The organism is Streptomyces sp. NPDC102451 (assembly GCF_044765485.1).
Lineage (GTDB): Bacteria > Actinomycetota > Actinomycetes > Streptomycetales > Streptomycetaceae > Streptomyces.
Window position 1 is genome coordinate 52,680 of the sequence record NZ_JBIWKD010000010.1, and the last position, 15,352, is coordinate 68,031.

Annotated in this window: 16 protein-coding genes; 9 read left to right on the forward strand and 7 right to left on the reverse strand. The window is 72.4% G+C overall.

Annotated elements, in window-relative coordinates:
• Positions 1-166 precede the first annotated feature (166 nt).
• The gene (locus ACIRD8_RS22620) at positions 167-592 is read left to right on the forward strand and encodes an ASCH domain-containing protein (RefSeq protein ID WP_403994303.1); all 426 of its coding nucleotides are present in this window, start codon (positions 167-169) and stop codon (positions 590-592) included.
• A gap of 211 nt (positions 593-803) precedes the next feature.
• Here the strand turns inward: ACIRD8_RS22620 and ACIRD8_RS22625 are convergent, their stop codons facing one another.
• Positions 804-2,459, reverse strand: a complete 1,656-nt coding sequence (locus ACIRD8_RS22625) for an FAD-binding dehydrogenase (RefSeq protein WP_403994306.1) — start codon at positions 2,457-2,459, stop codon at positions 804-806.
• Between the two features lie 148 nt (positions 2,460-2,607).
• On the opposite strand from ACIRD8_RS22625, the gene ACIRD8_RS22630 reads away from it, so the two are divergent.
• The 4 genes from ACIRD8_RS22630 to ACIRD8_RS22645 are packed head-to-tail and all read left to right on the forward strand — an operon-like array spanning position 2,608 to position 4,748.
• The gene (locus tag ACIRD8_RS22630) at positions 2,608-3,525 is read left to right on the forward strand and encodes a DMT family transporter (protein ID WP_403994698.1); all 918 of its coding nucleotides are present in this window, start codon (positions 2,608-2,610) and stop codon (positions 3,523-3,525) included.
• Positions 3,512-4,042, forward strand: a complete 531-nt coding sequence (locus ACIRD8_RS22635; protein ID WP_403994309.1) for an NUDIX hydrolase — start codon at positions 3,512-3,514, stop codon at positions 4,040-4,042. Before ACIRD8_RS22630 ends, ACIRD8_RS22635 begins: the two co-directional genes overlap by 14 nt.
• Entirely contained in the window at positions 4,039-4,434 is a 396-nt protein-coding gene (locus ACIRD8_RS22640) for a YidH family protein (RefSeq protein WP_403994311.1), read from the forward strand. The genes ACIRD8_RS22635 and ACIRD8_RS22640 overlap by 4 nt, the downstream gene beginning before the upstream one ends.
• Positions 4,431-4,748, forward strand: coding sequence for a DUF202 domain-containing protein (locus ACIRD8_RS22645; RefSeq protein WP_403994314.1), 318 nt, complete (start codon positions 4,431-4,433; stop codon positions 4,746-4,748). Before ACIRD8_RS22640 ends, ACIRD8_RS22645 begins: the two co-directional genes overlap by 4 nt.
• A gap of 30 nt (positions 4,749-4,778) precedes the next feature.
• Here ACIRD8_RS22645 and ACIRD8_RS22650 read toward each other — a convergent pair whose 3' ends face one another.
• Both ACIRD8_RS22650 and ACIRD8_RS22655 read right to left on the reverse strand, forming a co-directional pair.
• A complete protein-coding gene (locus ACIRD8_RS22650; protein WP_403994317.1) occupies positions 4,779-5,714 on the reverse strand; it encodes an NADP-dependent oxidoreductase in 936 nt (311 codons plus the stop codon).
• A gap of 49 nt (positions 5,715-5,763) precedes the next feature.
• Complete coding sequence (locus tag ACIRD8_RS22655) at positions 5,764-6,402, reverse strand: NADPH-dependent F420 reductase (protein WP_403994320.1); 639 nt, start codon at positions 6,400-6,402, stop codon at positions 5,764-5,766.
• 117 nt (positions 6,403-6,519) lie between these two features.
• Between ACIRD8_RS22655 and ACIRD8_RS22660 the strand changes: the two genes are divergently transcribed.
• From ACIRD8_RS22660 to ACIRD8_RS22670, 3 genes are all read left to right on the forward strand, one after another.
• Positions 6,520-6,861 (forward strand): winged helix-turn-helix transcriptional regulator, encoded by a 342-nt coding sequence (locus ACIRD8_RS22660; protein ID WP_403994323.1) that lies wholly within the window; start codon positions 6,520-6,522, stop codon positions 6,859-6,861.
• A 117-nt stretch (positions 6,862-6,978) separates the two neighbouring features.
• Complete coding sequence (locus ACIRD8_RS22665) at positions 6,979-8,001, forward strand: phosphotransferase family protein (protein ID WP_403994326.1); 1,023 nt, start codon at positions 6,979-6,981, stop codon at positions 7,999-8,001.
• Between the two features lie 7 nt (positions 8,002-8,008).
• Entirely contained in the window at positions 8,009-9,223 is a 1,215-nt protein-coding gene (locus ACIRD8_RS22670) for an acyl-CoA dehydrogenase family protein (RefSeq protein WP_403994329.1), read from the forward strand.
• A 42-nt stretch (positions 9,224-9,265) separates the two neighbouring features.
• Here ACIRD8_RS22670 and ACIRD8_RS22675 read toward each other — a convergent pair whose 3' ends face one another.
• From ACIRD8_RS22675 to ACIRD8_RS22690, 4 genes are all read right to left on the reverse strand, one after another.
• Entirely contained in the window at positions 9,266-10,591 is a 1,326-nt protein-coding gene (locus ACIRD8_RS22675) for a M28 family metallopeptidase (RefSeq protein ID WP_403994332.1), read from the reverse strand.
• A gap of 227 nt (positions 10,592-10,818) precedes the next feature.
• A complete protein-coding gene (locus ACIRD8_RS22680) occupies positions 10,819-11,412 on the reverse strand; it encodes a TetR/AcrR family transcriptional regulator (RefSeq protein WP_403994336.1) in 594 nt (197 codons plus the stop codon).
• A gap of 38 nt (positions 11,413-11,450) precedes the next feature.
• Positions 11,451-13,118, reverse strand: a complete 1,668-nt coding sequence (locus ACIRD8_RS22685; RefSeq protein WP_403994339.1) for an AMP-binding protein — start codon at positions 13,116-13,118, stop codon at positions 11,451-11,453.
• Complete coding sequence (locus ACIRD8_RS22690) at positions 13,115-13,879, reverse strand: SDR family oxidoreductase (RefSeq protein WP_403994342.1); 765 nt, start codon at positions 13,877-13,879, stop codon at positions 13,115-13,117. The genes ACIRD8_RS22685 and ACIRD8_RS22690 overlap by 4 nt, the downstream gene beginning before the upstream one ends.
• Before the next feature lie 172 nt (positions 13,880-14,051).
• On the opposite strand from ACIRD8_RS22690, the gene ACIRD8_RS22695 reads away from it, so the two are divergent.
• On the forward strand, positions 14,052-15,320 hold the full coding sequence (locus tag ACIRD8_RS22695; RefSeq protein ID WP_403994345.1) for an exo-beta-N-acetylmuramidase NamZ domain-containing protein: 1,269 nt from the start codon (positions 14,052-14,054) through the stop codon (positions 15,318-15,320).
• Positions 15,321-15,352: the final 32 nt, after the last annotated feature.

Below are 15,352 nucleotides of genomic sequence, written 5' to 3' on the forward strand. Positions count from 1 at the left end.
GCAAAGCGGTAGGCAAGGCTCCGAGTCAAGGCCGACCCTGCCTCAACTGCATTTATGTAACACGCAGTTGATCCCACCGGAGGTATGGACTGAACCATTCACGCAGTTCGCGAGCCGCGTGCGGAAGTGACGGGTGGGGCAGGGTGACGCGTGCCACACTGCGGCGATGGAGAACCGTGAACCGCTCAAGCCCTTCCTTCTCGCATTCCCCGGGCCCCTGCGCGACCGGTTGGTCGCGGCGGTGCTCTCCGGCGAGAAGGTCTCCACCTCCGGCCTGCTCGCGGAGTACGAGGCGGAGCGGGAGGAGCTGCCACCCGTGGGCGAGCGGTCCGCGCTCATCGACTCCGACGGGCGGGAGGTCGCCGTGGTCGAGCTGACGGAGGTACGGGTGCTGCCGCTGGGGTCGGTAGGGCTGCGGCACGCGCTGGACGAGGGCGAGGGCTACACCTCGGTGGCCGGGTGGCGGGCGGGGCACGAGGCCTTCTGGCACAGCGAGGAGATGCGGGAGGCGCTCGGGGACCCGTCGTTCACCGTGGACGACGACACGATGATCGTGGCGGAGCGCTTCCGGGTGGTGGAGCGGCTCACCTGACGGCTCCGGCCCGGCCGAGGCGCGTCAGCCCCTCGGTGCGGCGCGGGGCCCGGGCGCCGGCCAGGAGGGCAGCACGGCGCGCGTCGTCATCACCGACTTCTCCTGAGTCCCGCGGTGGCCGTCCCGTCGGGAACGTCGGACGGGACGGCCACGGGGCGGTCCGCGGATCCTCGGTCCGCGGGTCCTCGGTCCACCGCCTCGGCCGACCGCCTCAGCCGACCGCCTTCGCCGCCGCCCGGCCCGCGGTCCGGCCCGAGAAGATGCAGCCGCCGAGGAACGTGCCCTCCAGGGAGCGGTAGCCGTGCACCCCGCCGCCGCCGAAGCCCGCCGCCTCCCCCGCCGCGTACACCCCGGGCAGCGGGGTGCCGTCCTCGGTCAGGACCCGGGAGGACAGGTCCGTCTCCAGTCCCCCGAGGGACTTGCGGGTCAGGATGTTCAGCCGTACGGCGATGAGCGGGCCCGCGGCGGGGTCGAGGATGCGGTGCGGCTTCGCGGTGCGGATCAGCTTGTCGCCCAGATAGGTGCGGGCGCCGTTGATCGCCGTGACCTGGAGGTCCTTGGTGAAGGGGTTGGCGATCTCACGGTCCCGGGCCGTGATCTCGCGGCGCAGGTCGTCCTCGTCGATGAGGGACTCCCCGGTCAGCGCGTTCATCCCGCGTACGAGTGCACCGAGGTCCTTCTCGACGACGAAGTCCACGCCCTTGTCCATGAACGCCTGCACGGGCCCCGGGACGTCGGCGCGCGCCCTGCCGATCACACCGCGCACGGACTTCCCGGTCAGGTCGGGGTTCTGCTCGGAGCCGGAGAGCGCGAACTCCTTGCCGATGATCTTCCGGTCGAGGACGAACCAGGTGTAGCCGTGACCGGACCGCATGATGTGTTCGAGGGTGCCCAGCGTGTCGAAGCCCGGGAAGAGCGGCACCGGCAGCCGCTTGCCGCGGGCGTCCAGCCAGAGGGAGGAGGGGCCGGGCAGGATCCGGATGCCGTGCTTGTCCCAGATCGGGTTCCAGTTCTCGATGCCCTCGGTGTAGTGCCACATCCGGTCGCGGTTGATGTGGTGGGCGCCCGCCTTCTCGGCGATGCCCAGCATCAGACCGTCGACATGGGCGGGGACCCCGGAGAGCATCTTCTCCGGCGGGGTGCCCAGCCGCTCGGGCCACTGCGCGCGCACCAGGTCGTGGTTGCCCCCGATGCCGCCGGAGGTGACGATCACGGCCTGGGCCCTGAGCTCGAAGGCGCCCGTGGCCTCGCGGCTGCTCGCCGTGCCCCGGTCGGCGCCGCTCTCCTGGAGGATCTCGCCGGTGACCGTGTCGACCGCTCCCGCCGAGCGGCCGAGGCCGGTCACCCGGTGGCGGAAGCGGAGCTGGACGAGGCCCTTCGCGACGCCCTCGCGGACCCGCCGTTCGAAGGGGGCGACGACTCCGGGCCCGGTGCCCCAGGTGATGTGGAAGCGGGGGACGGAGTTGCCGTGGCCGTTCGCGTCGTAGCCGCCGCGTTCGGCCCAGCCGACGACGGGGAAGAGCCGCAGCCCCTGGGCGTGCAGCCAGGACCGCTTCTCCCCTGCCGCGAAGTCGACGTACGCCTCGGCCCACTTCCGGGGCCAGTGGTCCTCGTCGCGGTCGAAGCCCGCGGTGCCGTACCAGTCCTGGAGCGCCAGGTCGTGGCTGTCCTTGATCCGCATCCGGCGCTGCTCGGGCGAGTCGACGAGGAAGAGCCCGCCGAAGGACCAGTGCGCCTGGCCGCCGATGGACTGCTCGGGTTCCTGGTCGAGCAGGATCACCGTGCGGCCCGCGTCGACGAGCTCGGCGGTGGCGGCCAGCCCGGCGAGCCCCGCCCCGATCACGATCACATCAGCGTCGTACGCCATGGGTTCCATCCTTCGGGGCGGTGCGGGCGGCGGCGGGCGGGCGAAGTTACTTGTGGGTCAGATCTTCGGTACGGGCCGCGCCCACGTCAACCGTCCGGTCGGCCTCGCCCTCACCGATCCCGTACGTCCGCCGGGCTATCGTCGGACCGTGTCGGTGCTGGTACTCCTGCTGTCCGTGGGCGCCGCCTGCTGCTTGGGCTTCGGATTCGTCCTCCAGCAGGACGCCGCCCGCCGCGCGCCTCTGAGCGATTTCCTCTCGTTCCGGCTGCTGCTCGACCTGATGCGGGTGCCGAGCTGGCTGGCCGGGCTCGGCCTGATGGTCTGCGGGATGGTCCTCGGGGCCCTGGCGCTCGGCCAGGGCGAGGTGTCGGTCGTGGAGCCGCTCCTGGCGACCAACCTGCTCTTCGCGATGGCCCTGTCCCGCCACCGCACGGGCCAGGCGCTGGGCCGGCAGGGCTGGGGAGGGCTCTGTCTGCTGGCCGGCGGCGTCACCGCGTTCCTGCTGGCCGGGGAGCCACGCGGGGGCGATGTGGTGGCGTCACCCCTGCGGCACTGGCTGGTCATCGGTGTGGTGGCGGGGCTCGCCGTGATCCTGACCGCCTTCGCCAGGCACCCGCGCACCCCGGGCACCCCGGTCCTGCTCGGTCTGGCGGCGGGGCTGCTCTACGGGCTGCAGGACGCCCTGACCAGGGTCAGCGGGGAGCTGCTGAGCGAGGGCGGCTGGACGGCGCTGATGACGGGCTGGCAGCCGTACACCGTGCTCGTCCTGGGGGTGTCCGGGCTGCTCCTGGTCCAGAGCGCCTTCGAGGCGGGGCCGCTGAGGATGTCCCTGCCGGCGCTGACCGCCGCACAGCCGCTGGCGGGCATCGGCTGCGGGATCGGCTTCCTGGGCGACCAGGTGCACACCGACGCGGGCGCCCTGGCCTGGCAGGCCGCGGGGCTCGCGGCGATCGTGGCCGGGATCGTGCTGCTGGGGCTGCACCCGGCGATGCCGGAGGGGAAGGAGAGGCACGGGTCAACGGCCGCCGACCGGTTGATGTTGGATGGACCCCATGAATCCGGCTGACGAGATCCTGGACATCGTCGACGAGAACGACGAGGTCGTCGGGCAGGCACCGCGTGGCGAGGCCACCGCGCGCGGCCTGCGCCACCGCTGTGTCTTCATCGAGGCCAGGGACCCGGCGGGCCGGCTGTTCGTGCACCGCAGGACGCCCACGAAGCTGGTCTTCCCCTCGCACTACGACATGTTCGTCGGCGGGGTCGTGGGGGCGGGCGAGTCGTACGACACGGCGGCGCTGCGGGAGGCCGAGGAGGAGCTGGGGGTCTCCGGACTCCCCCGCCCCGCACCGCTCTTCAAGTACCTCTACGAGAGCCCCCGGCACAGCTGGTGGTCGTACGTGTACGAGGTGCGCTGCGCACCGCCCGTGCGGCCGCAGGTGGAGGAGGTCGCCTGGCACACCTTCCTGACCGACGCCGAGCTGGAGGGGCGCCTGGGCGACTGGACGTGGGTGCCGGACGGGCTGGAGACGTACCACCGGCTGCGGGCGTACCGGGCGGGCGGCACGGCGGGGGTCACCGCATGAGCCGATTCGTACGGGGCCTGCGGCTGTGGTTCGCCCCGGAGCGGATCCGCACCGAGGGTGACACCCCGGACTACCGCTTCTCCCTCGCCAACGAGCGCACCTTCCTCGCCTGGATCAGGACGGCCCTCGCACTCATCGGCGGCGGTTTCGCCGTCGACCAGTTCCTCCCGGAGCTGGCCTGGGGCGTCCGCGCCGGTCTGGCCCTCGGGCTGCTGGCGACCGGGGTGCTCTGCGCGCTGCGCGCCGTCAACCACTGGGTGCGGTGCGAGCGGGCGATGCGGCGCGGGGAGGACCTGCCGGTGTCGCGCTTCCCCGCGCTGCTCAGCCTCGTGGTCGCCGTGGTGGCCGTCGCGATGGTGGTGGTGGTCCTGTTCGGCTGGGAGGGCCGGTGACCGCCGCCCCCGGACGCGATCCCGGCCTCCAGCCCGAGCGGACGCGGCTGGCCTGGCGCCGCACCACCCTGTCGTGCACGGTGGTGGCCCTGCTGGCGTTCCGGCAGGCTCTGCACTCCGGGGCGACCACCGCCGGGGTGCTCGCGGTGGCCCTGAGTCTGCTGGCCTGGCTGGGCTTCCTCGCGGTGGCGCACCGCCGGGTGACGGGCATGGGGTCGGCCCGGCCGCCCGCCCCGCTGTCGCCGCGCCATGCGCTGACGGCGGCCGCGTGCACGGTCGCGCTCGCGGTGTTCGCCGTGGCGACGCTGTTCTGACCTGGCCGCGCGCTCGGAGGTGTCGGCCCCTCAGTCGTCCCAGGCCACGGAGACGACGATCTTGCCCCGGCTGCGCCCCTCCTGGTTGAGCCGGTAGGCGTCGGCGGCCTCGTCCAGGGCGAAGACCCGGTCCACGTGGACGGAGACGATGCCCTGTTCGGCGAGTCCGGCGAGGTGGGCGAGGTCCGCGGCGTCGGGCCGTACGAAGGCGTAGCGCCCGCCGTAGGAGAAGACCTCGGCGTCGGCGATGGAGGCGAGCCGGCCGCCGGGCGCGAGGGTCTCGGCGGAGATCCGGAGCGCCTCCCCGCCGACGGTGTCGAAGGCCGCGTCGAAGCCTTCGGGGACCAGTTCCCGGAGCCGGGCGGCCAGCCCCTCGCCGTACTCCACGGGTTCGCCGCCCAGTCTGCGTACGTAGTCGTGGTTGTGGGGCCCGGCCGTGCCGACGACCCGGCAGCCCGCGTGCCGGGCGAGCTGCACCGCGAGCGAACCGACCCCTCCGGCCGCGGCGTGGACGAGGACGGTCTCGCCCTCCTGGACCTTGAGGGTGCGGTGCAGCACCTGGTACGCGGTGAGGCCGCACAGCGGAAGGCCCGCCGCCTCCTCGAAGCTCAGGCTCAGCGGCTTGCGGGCGAGGGTGCGCACGGGGGCGGCGACGTACTCGGCGAAGGTGCCGCGCGAGAGGAAGTCCTCGCGTACGTAGCCGATGACCTCGTCGCCCACCGCGAACTCGTCCACGGCGGCGCCGGGCTGCACCACGACCCCGGAGACGTCCCAGCCGGGGATGACGGGGAAGACGGCTTCCAGCCCCGCCTGGAGGTACCCCTCCCGGGCCTTCCAGTCGACCGGGTTCACGGCCGCGGCCCGCACCTTCACCAGGACCGAGTCGGGCCCGACCTTCGGGTCGGGCCGTTCGCCGTACTCCAGGACGTCGGCCGAGCCGTACCTGCTGTAGCTGATCGCCTTCATCCTCCGACGATCGGGGCGGGCCGGGGGCCCCGCAACTCGGACCCCGGAATCAGGCCGTGACCGCCTCGAAGGGCGGCAGCAGTGTCCGCGGGTCGTGGCCCGAGTGCCAGAGCCCGATGAGGAACGCCGTGGTGGTCTCCAGGTACGCGGCCCGGTCGAGCCCGCCCACCGGCAGGGGGACGCAGCCGAGGTCCCGGACCAGGGTCCCGACCGTCTCCAGGGCCGCCGGGTCGTCCCCGCACAGCGGGACGGCGACCGGTCCTTCGGCGAAGGCGGGCGGGGGCAGCCGCCACACCGAATCGGGCAGGTGGTTGAAGGCCTTGACGACCCGTGCCCCGGTGGCGTCGGCGATCGTACGGGCGGCGCCCGGTCCCGTGCCGGTGGTGAGCCGGAAGCCGGGGCCGACGGCGTTGGTGCAGTCGATGAGCAGCCGGTCGCGCAGCGCTCCGTCGGCCGCGCCGAGCGCCGCCAGGACGCCCGCCACGGCGTCGTACGGCAGGGCGAGCAGGACCGCGTCACCGAAGCCGGCCGCTTCCCGGACGGTGCCGGCGCTCTGGCCGGTGCGGTCCGCCAGGGCCCCGGCCCGTTCCGGGGAGCGGCCCCCGAAGAGCACCCGGTGGCCCGCCGCGGCCCACCGGCCGCCCAGTGCGTCCGCCATGTTGCCGGTCCCGATGATGCCGATGCGCATGTCCCGCTCCCCTGAACGTCCGTCACGTAGCGTCGTGCTCGTGTTCCGTGCCGAAGGGGACGTTAGGGGACCCGTTGCGCACCGTTCGGTGCCCGATGGGCGGGGAAAGGGGACGTCATGGACCGGCTGCTCGCCGACTGCCGGGCACGGCTCGGCTTCGATCTGCTGGGGAACACCTGGAATCCGGTGGTGCTGTACGCGCTCGGGGCGGGCCCGCGCCGCCCCGGTGAACTCCGTACGGAGATCGGCGGCATCAGCGCCAAGGTGCTGACCGAGACGCTGCGCAGGCTGGAGGAGTACGCGCTGGTGGAGCGCCGGGCGTACGCCGAGGCGCCACCGCGCGTGGAGTACTCCCTGACCGCGCTGGGCCGGACGCTCTTGGAGCCGATCGAGGCGCTGGGCCGCTGGTCCGCCACGTACGGGGACGCCTTCGTGGAGGCGCAGGGCTGGGACGACTGACCGCGTACCGGGCGGGGAGCCGGAGATCACTTCTCGGATTCCGGGCGGACACTGGACGACATACCGACTGGTCGGCATCATGGTCCCGACCGTTCAACCGCCCCGGAGGTGCGCCCCATGAGCCCAGTCCACCCGCCAGGTCTCGACCTCGACCTGCTGCGCGGCCATCTCGACCATGAGCGGCCGGGGCTGGTGAACGGACCGCTGGAGGCCCGCGTCATCGAGGGCGGCCGCTCGAACCTCACCTACATCGTCACCGACGGGTCCGGGCAGTGGGTCGTGCGCAGACCTCCGCTGGGCCATGTACTGGCCACGGCGCACGACATGAAGCGCGAGCACCGGGTGATCAGCGCCCTCCACCCTACGGCGGTCCCGGTCCCGGAGACGCTCCTGCTCTGCGAGGACGAGGCGGTCATCGGCTCGCCCTTCTACGTCATGGAGTACGTCGAGGGGACGCCGTACCGCACCGCCGGCCAGCTCGCCCCGCTGGGCGCCGAGCGCACCAGGGCCGTCGTCCTGGAGCTGGTGGACACCCTGGTGGACCTGCACGCCGTGGATCCGGCGGCCGTCGGGCTCGGCGACTTCGGGCGCCCGGACGGCTTCCTGGACCGGCAGCTGCGGCGCTGGGGCAAGCAGCTGGACGCCTCCCGCAACCGCGAGCTGGCCGGCATCGACGAGCTGCACGCGGCGCTCGGCCGGGAGCTCCCCGTCTCCCCCGCACCCACGGTCGTGCACGGCGACTACCGCCTGGACAACGTGCTGATCGGCCCGGACGACCGGATCAAGGCGGTCCTGGACTGGGAGATGTCCACGCTCGGCGACCCGCTCACGGACCTCGGTCTGCTCGTGATGTACAGCTCCGACCTGGGCCTGCCCGAGTCGCCCGTCTCCACGACCAGCGGCGCCCCGGGGCATCCCGGCCCCGCCGAGCTGATCGAGCGCTACGCGGCCCGCTCCGGCCGCGACACCTCCGCCATCTCCTGGTACACGGCCTTCGCGTGGTTCAAGCTCGCCGTGATCCTCGAGGGCATCCACTACCGCTACACGCTGGGACAGACCGTCGGCGCCGGCTTCGACCGCATCGGCGAACTGGTCCCGGTCTTCATCGCGCACGGCCTCACCACCCTCCAGGAAGGCTGATCACCCCGTGGACTTCGCATTCGACGCCCGTACCGAAGAGCTGCGCACCCGGCTGCTCACGTTCATGGACGAGCACGTGTACCCCGCCGAGGAGGTCGCCGAGGAGCAGCGCGCGCGGCTGGCGTCCCCCTGGGACACCCCGCAGATCGTGGAGGACCTGAAGGCGGAGGCGCGCCGGCAGGGCCTGTGGAACCTCTTCCTCCCCGACGCGGAGTACGGGGCCGGGCTGACGAACCTCCAGTACGCCCCGCTGGCCGAGATCACCGGCCGCAGCCCGCACCTGGCGCCGACCGCGCTGAACTGCGCAGCCCCGGACACCGGGAACATGGAGGTGCTCTCCCAGTTCGGCTCGGAGGAGCACAAGAAGCAGTGGCTGGAGCCACTGCTGGCGGGCGAGATCCGCTCGGCGTTCGCGATGACGGAGCCCGAGGTGGCCTCCTCGGACGCGACGAACATCGAGACCCGGATCGCCAAGGACGGCGACTCCTACGTCATCAACGGGCGCAAGTGGTACATCTCCGGGGCGATGAACCCGGACTGTGCCGTGTTCATCGTGATGGGCAAGACGGACCCGGACGGCGAGGACATCCGCCGCCAGCAGTCCATGATCCTGGTCCCGCGCGACACCCCGGGCCTGGAGGTGCGCCGTGCGATGCAGGTGTACGGCTACGAGGACCACTCGCACGGCGGCCACGCCGAGGTCGTCTTCACCGATGTACGCGTGCCCGCGGCGAACCTGATCGGCGAGGAGGGCGGCGGCTTCGCCATCGCCCAGGCGCGACTGGGGCCGGGCCGGATCCACCACTGCATGCGGCTGATCGGGATGGCCGAGCGCGCGATCGAGCTGATGTGCAGGCGGGCCGTGGCGCGTACGGCGTTCGGCAAGCCGCTGGCCCAGCAGGGCGTCGTGCAGAACTGGATCGCGGACGCCCGGGTGACGGTGGAGCAGCTGCGGCTGCTGGTGCTGAAGACCGCCTGGCTGATGGACACCGTGGGCAACCGCGGTGCCCACACGGAGATCCAGTCGATCAAGATCGCCACCCCGCGCGCGGTCTGCGACATCCTCGACCGGGCGGTGCAGCTGTACGGCGCCGGCGGCGTCAGCCAGGACTTCCCGCTGGCCGAACTCTGGGCGTCGGCACGGACGCTGCGGCTGGCGGACGGACCGGACGAGGTGCACCAGCGGTCGCTGGCGCGCCGCGAGATCAAGAAGTACCTCTGATCCCGTCCGGGGAGGCGGCCGGTGGCCGCCTCCCCGGCCCGGTCAGAAGGTGAGCCCCCAGCTGTCGATGTAGCCGGTGTCCTGGGCGGCGACGTCCCGCACCTGGAGCTTCCAGGCCCCGTTGGCGGTCTCGCTCGACGCGTTGACGGTGTACGTCGCGATCACGTTGTCGGCCGAGTCGCTGCCGCTGGAGTTCTTCAGCCGGTAGGCGGAGCCGTCGGGCGCGAGCAGGTCGACGACGAGGTCACCGCGGTAGGTGTGCTTGATGTCGACGGCCACCTTGAGGGCCGAAGGGGCGTTGCCCGTACGGCCGGTGACGGAGACCGGCGAGGTCACGGCGGCCCCGTTGTCGGGCACGGCGACGTCGGCGGCGTTGCTGAACACCGTGCCGGTCGGCGGGGTGACCGTGCCGGCGGACAGGGTCCAGACGGCGTGGGCGATCGCGTCGCTGTTGCGGTCCAGGGCCGTGTCGTTGATGTTCGCCGTCGTGTCGCACGACGAGTGGTAGCAGCGGTCGAAGGCCTGGCCCGCCGTGCCGCCCCACTTCTGCGCCTGGGCGCTCGTCTTCGTGTAGTCCGCGCCGGAGAAGAGCCCGCCCACGGGGACTCCCGCGTTCTTGAACGGGGCGTGGTCGGAGCGGCCGTCGCCCTCGGTCTCTATCTCCGTGGGTATGGACAGGCCCGCGTAGTAGTCCTTGAAGGTCTGCTCGATGACCGGGTCGTCGTCGTAGACGAAGTAGCCGGGGTTGGGCGAGCCGATCATGTCGAAGTTGAGGTAGCCGGCGAGCTTGGAACGCTCGGCCGTGGCCAGGTTGTTGACGTAGTACTTGGAGCCGACGAGCCCCAGCTCCTCGGCGCCCCACCAGGCGAACCGCAGGTGCTTGTCGGGGGCGAGCCGGTCCCGGGAGACGGCGAGGGCCGTCTCCAGCACGGCGGCCGAACCCGATCCGTTGTCGTTGATGCCGGCGCCGGAGGTCACCGAGTCGAGGTGGGAGCCGGCCATGAGGACCTGGTTCGGGTCGCCTCCCGGCCAGTCGGCGATCAGGTTGTACCCGGTGGCCCCGCCGGAGGTGAACTGCTGGAGGGCCGTGGTGTATCCGGCCGCGTCCAGCTTGGCCTTCACGTAGTCGACGGACGCCTTGTAACCGGGCCTTCCGTGGGCCCGGTTGCCGCTGTTGGCGGTGGCGATCGACTGGAGCTGGGTGAGGTGCGCCTTGACGTTGGCGAGCGGGATGTCGGGCGCCGCGGCGAGCGCCGCGGGGGCGGCCTCGGTGGTGGGCGCGGCCTGGACCGCGGGGGCGGCGGTCGCCAGCAGGGCCGCGACGGCGAGCGCGGCGACGGGGAGGGATCTGAGTCGGGCAGGGCTCATCGGGGGGCTCCGGATTCCGTTCGGGGACTGACGGAACGTGCGGGGGTCCCCGGCCGTGCACGACCGGGGCCTGGAGCGGGCGGTGCGCGGTGCGGGACCGATGCTGGCGGGGATGGCCGCGTACCGTCAAGAGCGGGATTCGGACAGACATGTCCGCATAACGGACATGTGGGCGCTGTCAGAGGCGTCCGCCAGCTTCTGACATGGGGCGGGAGCCGTGGGGGCCGTCAGGGGCGAAGCGCTCTCAGCAGCAGGTCGGCCAGGTGGTCCGCGACCTGCTGCTGGCTGAGCGGGCCCTCCGGGCTGTACCAGGTGGACAGGTGGTGGACCGAGCCGAAGTGGTAGTCGACGACCAGGTCGGCGGGGGTCGCCGTGGAGAACACCCCGGCCCGCTGCCCCTCCTCGATCAGGGCACGGAAGCGCTCGTGGTACCGGCGGCGCTCGATCCGTACCTGCTTGTTCTTCTCCGGGCTCAGATGGTGCATCGAGCGGAAGAAGATCGAGGCGTCATCGAGGTTCTCGATGGTGGTGACGACCACGTCCGCCGCCGCGTCACGCAGCCGCTGCTCGATCGGCGCCTCGGCGTCGGCGTAGGCGTCGAGCCGCTCCTGCTGGAGCCGCAGCACCCGGGCGTAGACCTCCTGGAGGAGGTCCTCCTTGGAGCCGAAGTAGTGGTAGAGCGCCCCTTTGGTGACGCCCGCCGCCTCCACGATCTCCTGGACGGAGGTGCGGTCGTAGCCGCGTTCCGCGAAGAGCCGGGTGGCGGCGGCCAGCAGCCTCTGGGGGACGGGCGTCCCGTTCCCGTCCGTCGCCTTGGCCATTGCCGCCACCTGCCCTCTCGTACCGTGCGTGAACTGTTCTAACGGGGGGAACGCAGTTCCCGCCTGAGGATCTTCCCACTTGCCGTCTTCGGGAGTTCGGCCAGGATCTCGACCTCGCGCGGGTACTTGTAGGCGGCCAGCCGCTCCTTGCAGTACGCGCTGAGCTCCGCGGGCTCCGTCTCCGCTCCCGGCCGCAGGCTCACGTAGGCCCGTACGGTCTCCCCGCGGTAGGCGTCGGGGACGCCCACGACGGCCGCCTCGCGGACCGCCGGGTGGGTGTACAGGACGTCCTCGACCTCGCGGGGCCAGACCTTGAAGCCGGAGGCGTTGATCATGTCCTTCTTGCGGTCCACGACGTAGAGCCAGCCCGCCGTGTCCATGAAGCCGATGTCCCCGGTGCGCAGTTCCCCGTCCGGGAAGGCGGCCTCGGTGGCCTCGGGCAGGTTCCAGTAGCCGGAGACCACCTGGGGTCCTCGTACGGCTATCTCGCCCTGCTCGCCGAAGGGGACGTCGTCGCCCTTCTCGTCGACGATGCGGACCACGGTGTCGGGTCCGGGGACACCGACGGACAGGGTCCCGGAGACGGGGTCGACGGGCGCCTCGTGCTCCGGCGGTACGGAGGCACAGGGCGCGGTGCACTCGGTGAGGCCGTAGCCGTTACGGATGTACGGCCCGAAGCCCTCGCGGAACTTCTCGACCAGCGCGGGAGGCAGCGGGGCCCCGCCCGAGGAGATCACCTTGAAGGAGGCGAAGTGCTCGCGGGTGACGGCCGGGTGCGCGGCGAGCGCCATGAAGGCGGTCGACGGGCCCACCGTGTAGGCGGGCCGGTGCTCCGCGAAGGCCTCCAGGACGACGCTCGCCTCGAAGCGGTACGCGAGGACCAGGGTGCCCGCGTTGGCGATACAGGCGGCGAGCTGGCACACCATGCCGGTGATGTGGAAGAGCGGGGCGAGCGCGAAGTAGGACGCCCCCTCCTCGATGGGGTGGCCCGCCCGCTGGCGCTCGGCGTTGACCATGATGTTGCCCTGGGAGTTCATGGCCCCCTTGGGGGTGCCGCTCGTCCCGGAGGTGTAGCTGATCAGGGCGGTGTCCGAGGCGGTGAGCTCCCGGTCCCCCGGTGCGGGCAGCCCCCGGCGGGCCACCTCCACCAGGTCACGGGCCCACGCGTCCGCGCCGGGCGCGGGGAGCCGCTCGAAGCCGAGGACCCGCGGGTCGTCGGCGGACTGGAGGTCGAGCTCGCAGGCGGTGAGGGCGATCGTCACGCTGGGCGCGGCCTCGGCGGTGGCCCGCAGATAGGACTCCCAGGCCCGGTCGGAGCAGATCAGCGCGGTCACCTCCGCGTCCTTCAGCACATGGCCGACCTCGCCGGACTTGTACATCGGGTTGAGCGGGACGACGGTCGCGCCGGCCTTCCAGGCCCCCAGCAGCGCCAGCACGAAGTGCGGGGTGTTCTGGAGCATGATCGCGACGCGGTCGCCGCGCCGCAGTCCCTCGGCGGCGAGGTGCCCTGCCACGGAGTCGGACAGCTCGTCGGTCTCCCGGTAGCTGAGGCGCCCGTCGAAGTAGGCGAGCGCGGTGTGGTCCGGGGCCCGCCCGACGGCGTCCCGGAAGGCGTGGACCATGGTCTCGGCGGGGTGGACGGGGGCGAGCTGGGCCTCGCTGAGCAGGCCCGTCCAGGGCTTCGCCGCGTAGATCGACCCGTTCATGCGCCGGCCTCCTCCCACTTCTGCTGCAGGTGGTTCATGTTGCCGATCCAGTGGTCGGGGTCCTTGGCGCGGGCGCGGTAGTAGCCGGCCACCTCGGGGTGCGGCAGGACCAGGAAGCGGTCGTGCTCCATGGCGTCGAACAGGGCGTCGGCGACGGCCTCCGGCTCGATCGCGGTGGGGGCGAGCACCAGGTCGCCCGCGGAGCCGGCCGCGGTGAGCATGTCCGTACGCACGCCCTGCGGGCAGATCGTGTGGACCTTGATCCCGCGGTGCCGGTAGGTCAGCGAGAGCCACTCGGCGAAGGCGACGGCGCCGTGCTTGGTGACGCTGTACGGGGCGGCGCCGATCATGGTCAGCAGGCCGGCCGCCGACGCGGTGGAGACGAAGCGGCCGCTGCCGCGCTCCAGCCACTCCGGCAGCAGCGCCTTGGCCGCGCGGACGTGCGCCATCACGTTGACGTCCCAGGCCCGCGCCCAGACGTCCTCCTCGGCGAAGGCGTCCCCGCCCGAGGCGAGGCCGGCGTTGGCGCAGTAGACGTCCACCGTGCCGCCGAGCGCGTCGCGTGCGGCGTCCACGATGGCGGAGGCGTCTCCGGCCACGACCGTGCCGCCGATCTCCTCGGCGAGCGCCTCGACCCGGCCGCCGTCGAGGTCGTTGACGACGACCCGTGCGCCCTCCGCGGCGAATCTGCGGGCGAGGGCGGCGCCGATGCCGCCTCCGGCTCCCGTCACCACTACGCCAGCGCCCTGCACCGTACTCATCGGTCCCGCCTCTCTCAGCCGTCTTCCCCGGCAGACTAACCAGTCGGTATGTGATCGGGGAAGGGGTCCGGGGCAGGACTGGGAATCTGCCCAGTCGTTGGCGTTCCGTACGGCCGTCACCCGCGCTAGCGTGCGTGACCATGACGGTCGACGCGATCATGGAGGTAGCAGGATGACCCTGTCCAGGCGTGGTTTGCTGGCGGTCGGCGGTGCGATGGGGGCCCTCGCGACGACCGCCGCCGCACCGGGGACGGCCGTCGCGGCCGGCCGGGAGCACGGGGCCGGGCGAGGCGGGGTGCGCACCGGCTTCGAGCGGCTGGCGGCCGACGGGTACCGGCTGCTGGCCGGGCAGAAGGTGGGGATCGTCACCAACCCGACCGGGATCACCGCCGACGTGGAGCACATCGTCGACGTGATGCACCCGGACGACCGGGTGAACCTGACCGCGGTCTTCGGCCCGGAGCACGGCTTCCGGGGGACGGCGCAGGCGGGCGGCTCGGAGGGCCGGTACGACGACCCGGCGACCGGGCTGCCGGTCTACGACACGTATCTGAAGAACGGGCAGCCGCTCGCCGACATCTTCACGGCGTCCGGTGTGGACACGGTGGTCTTCGACATCCAGGACGCCGGGGCCCGCTTCTACACGTACATCTGGACCCTGTACGACTGTATGGAGGCGGCCGCGCTCGCGGGCAAGCGGTTCGTGGTGCTCGACCGGCCGAATCCGGTCACCGGCAGGGCGGCGCTGGGGCCCGTGCTCGACCGGGCCTTCGCGTCCTTCGTGGGGCGCCGGGAGATCTCGCAGGCGCACGGGATGACGGTGGCGGAACTGGCGCTGCTCTTCAACGCGGAGTTCCTGGGTGACCGGCCGGTGGAGCTGGAGGTCGTCAAGATGTCCGGGTGGCGCCGTGAGGACTTCTTCGACGCGACGGGCCTGCCGTGGGTGCCCCCGAGCCCCAACATGCCGACGCCGGAGACGGCGGTGGTCTACTCCGGGACGTGCCTGTTCGAGGGGACGAACCTCTCCGAGGGCCGGGGCACGACGCGGCCGTTCGAACTGCTCGGCGCGGAGGGCGTCGACCACCGGTGGGCGGCTGCCGCGAACGCCCTGGAGCTGCCCGGGGTCGCCTTCCGCGAGGCGTACTTCGCGCCGACGTTCTCCAAGTTCGAGGGGAAGACGGTGGGCGGGGTGCAGGTGCACGTCCAGGACCGGAAGGTCTTCGACCCGGTACGCACCGGGATCGGCCTGCTGGTCACGGCGAAGCGGACGTGGAGCGGGTTCGCGTGGCGCGCGGACAACGCGATCGACAGGCTCTCGGGCAACACCCGGGTCCGCACGATGATCGACGCGGGGGCGGACACCGACGAGGTGGTGGGGGCCTGGGCCGCGGACCTCGCCGCGTTCCGCAGGACGCGGCGGGAGTACCTGCTGTACCGGTGAGCGGCCGGCGCACCGGACGCGGGGGGGGGGGG

Excerpts from the sequence above, each read along its gene's own strand:
- ACIRD8_RS22620 (WP_403994303.1), top strand. The coding sequence starts at position 167 with ATGGAGAACCGTGAACCGCTCAAGCCCTTCCTTCTCGCATTCCCCGGG.
- ACIRD8_RS22625 (WP_403994306.1), bottom strand. The coding sequence starts at position 2,459 with ATGGCGTACGACGCTGATGTGATCGTGATCGGGGCGGGGCTCGCCGGG.
- ACIRD8_RS22635 (WP_403994309.1), top strand. The coding sequence starts at position 3,512 with ATGAATCCGGCTGACGAGATCCTGGACATCGTCGACGAGAACGACGAG.
- ACIRD8_RS22640 (WP_403994311.1), top strand. The coding sequence starts at position 4,039 with ATGAGCCGATTCGTACGGGGCCTGCGGCTGTGGTTCGCCCCGGAGCGG.
- ACIRD8_RS22650 (WP_403994317.1), bottom strand. The coding sequence starts at position 5,714 with ATGAAGGCGATCAGCTACAGCAGGTACGGCTCGGCCGACGTCCTGGAG.
- ACIRD8_RS22655 (WP_403994320.1), bottom strand. The coding sequence starts at position 6,402 with ATGCGCATCGGCATCATCGGGACCGGCAACATGGCGGACGCACTGGGC.
- ACIRD8_RS22660 (WP_403994323.1), top strand. The coding sequence starts at position 6,520 with ATGGACCGGCTGCTCGCCGACTGCCGGGCACGGCTCGGCTTCGATCTG.
- ACIRD8_RS22665 (WP_403994326.1), top strand. The coding sequence starts at position 6,979 with ATGAGCCCAGTCCACCCGCCAGGTCTCGACCTCGACCTGCTGCGCGGC.
- ACIRD8_RS22675 (WP_403994332.1), bottom strand. The coding sequence starts at position 10,591 with ATGAGCCCTGCCCGACTCAGATCCCTCCCCGTCGCCGCGCTCGCCGTC.
- ACIRD8_RS22680 (WP_403994336.1), bottom strand. The coding sequence starts at position 11,412 with ATGGCCAAGGCGACGGACGGGAACGGGACGCCCGTCCCCCAGAGGCTG.
- ACIRD8_RS22685 (WP_403994339.1), bottom strand. The coding sequence starts at position 13,118 with ATGAACGGGTCGATCTACGCGGCGAAGCCCTGGACGGGCCTGCTCAGC.
- ACIRD8_RS22690 (WP_403994342.1), bottom strand. The coding sequence starts at position 13,879 with ATGAGTACGGTGCAGGGCGCTGGCGTAGTGGTGACGGGAGCCGGAGGC.
- ACIRD8_RS22695 (WP_403994345.1), top strand. The coding sequence starts at position 14,052 with ATGACCCTGTCCAGGCGTGGTTTGCTGGCGGTCGGCGGTGCGATGGGG.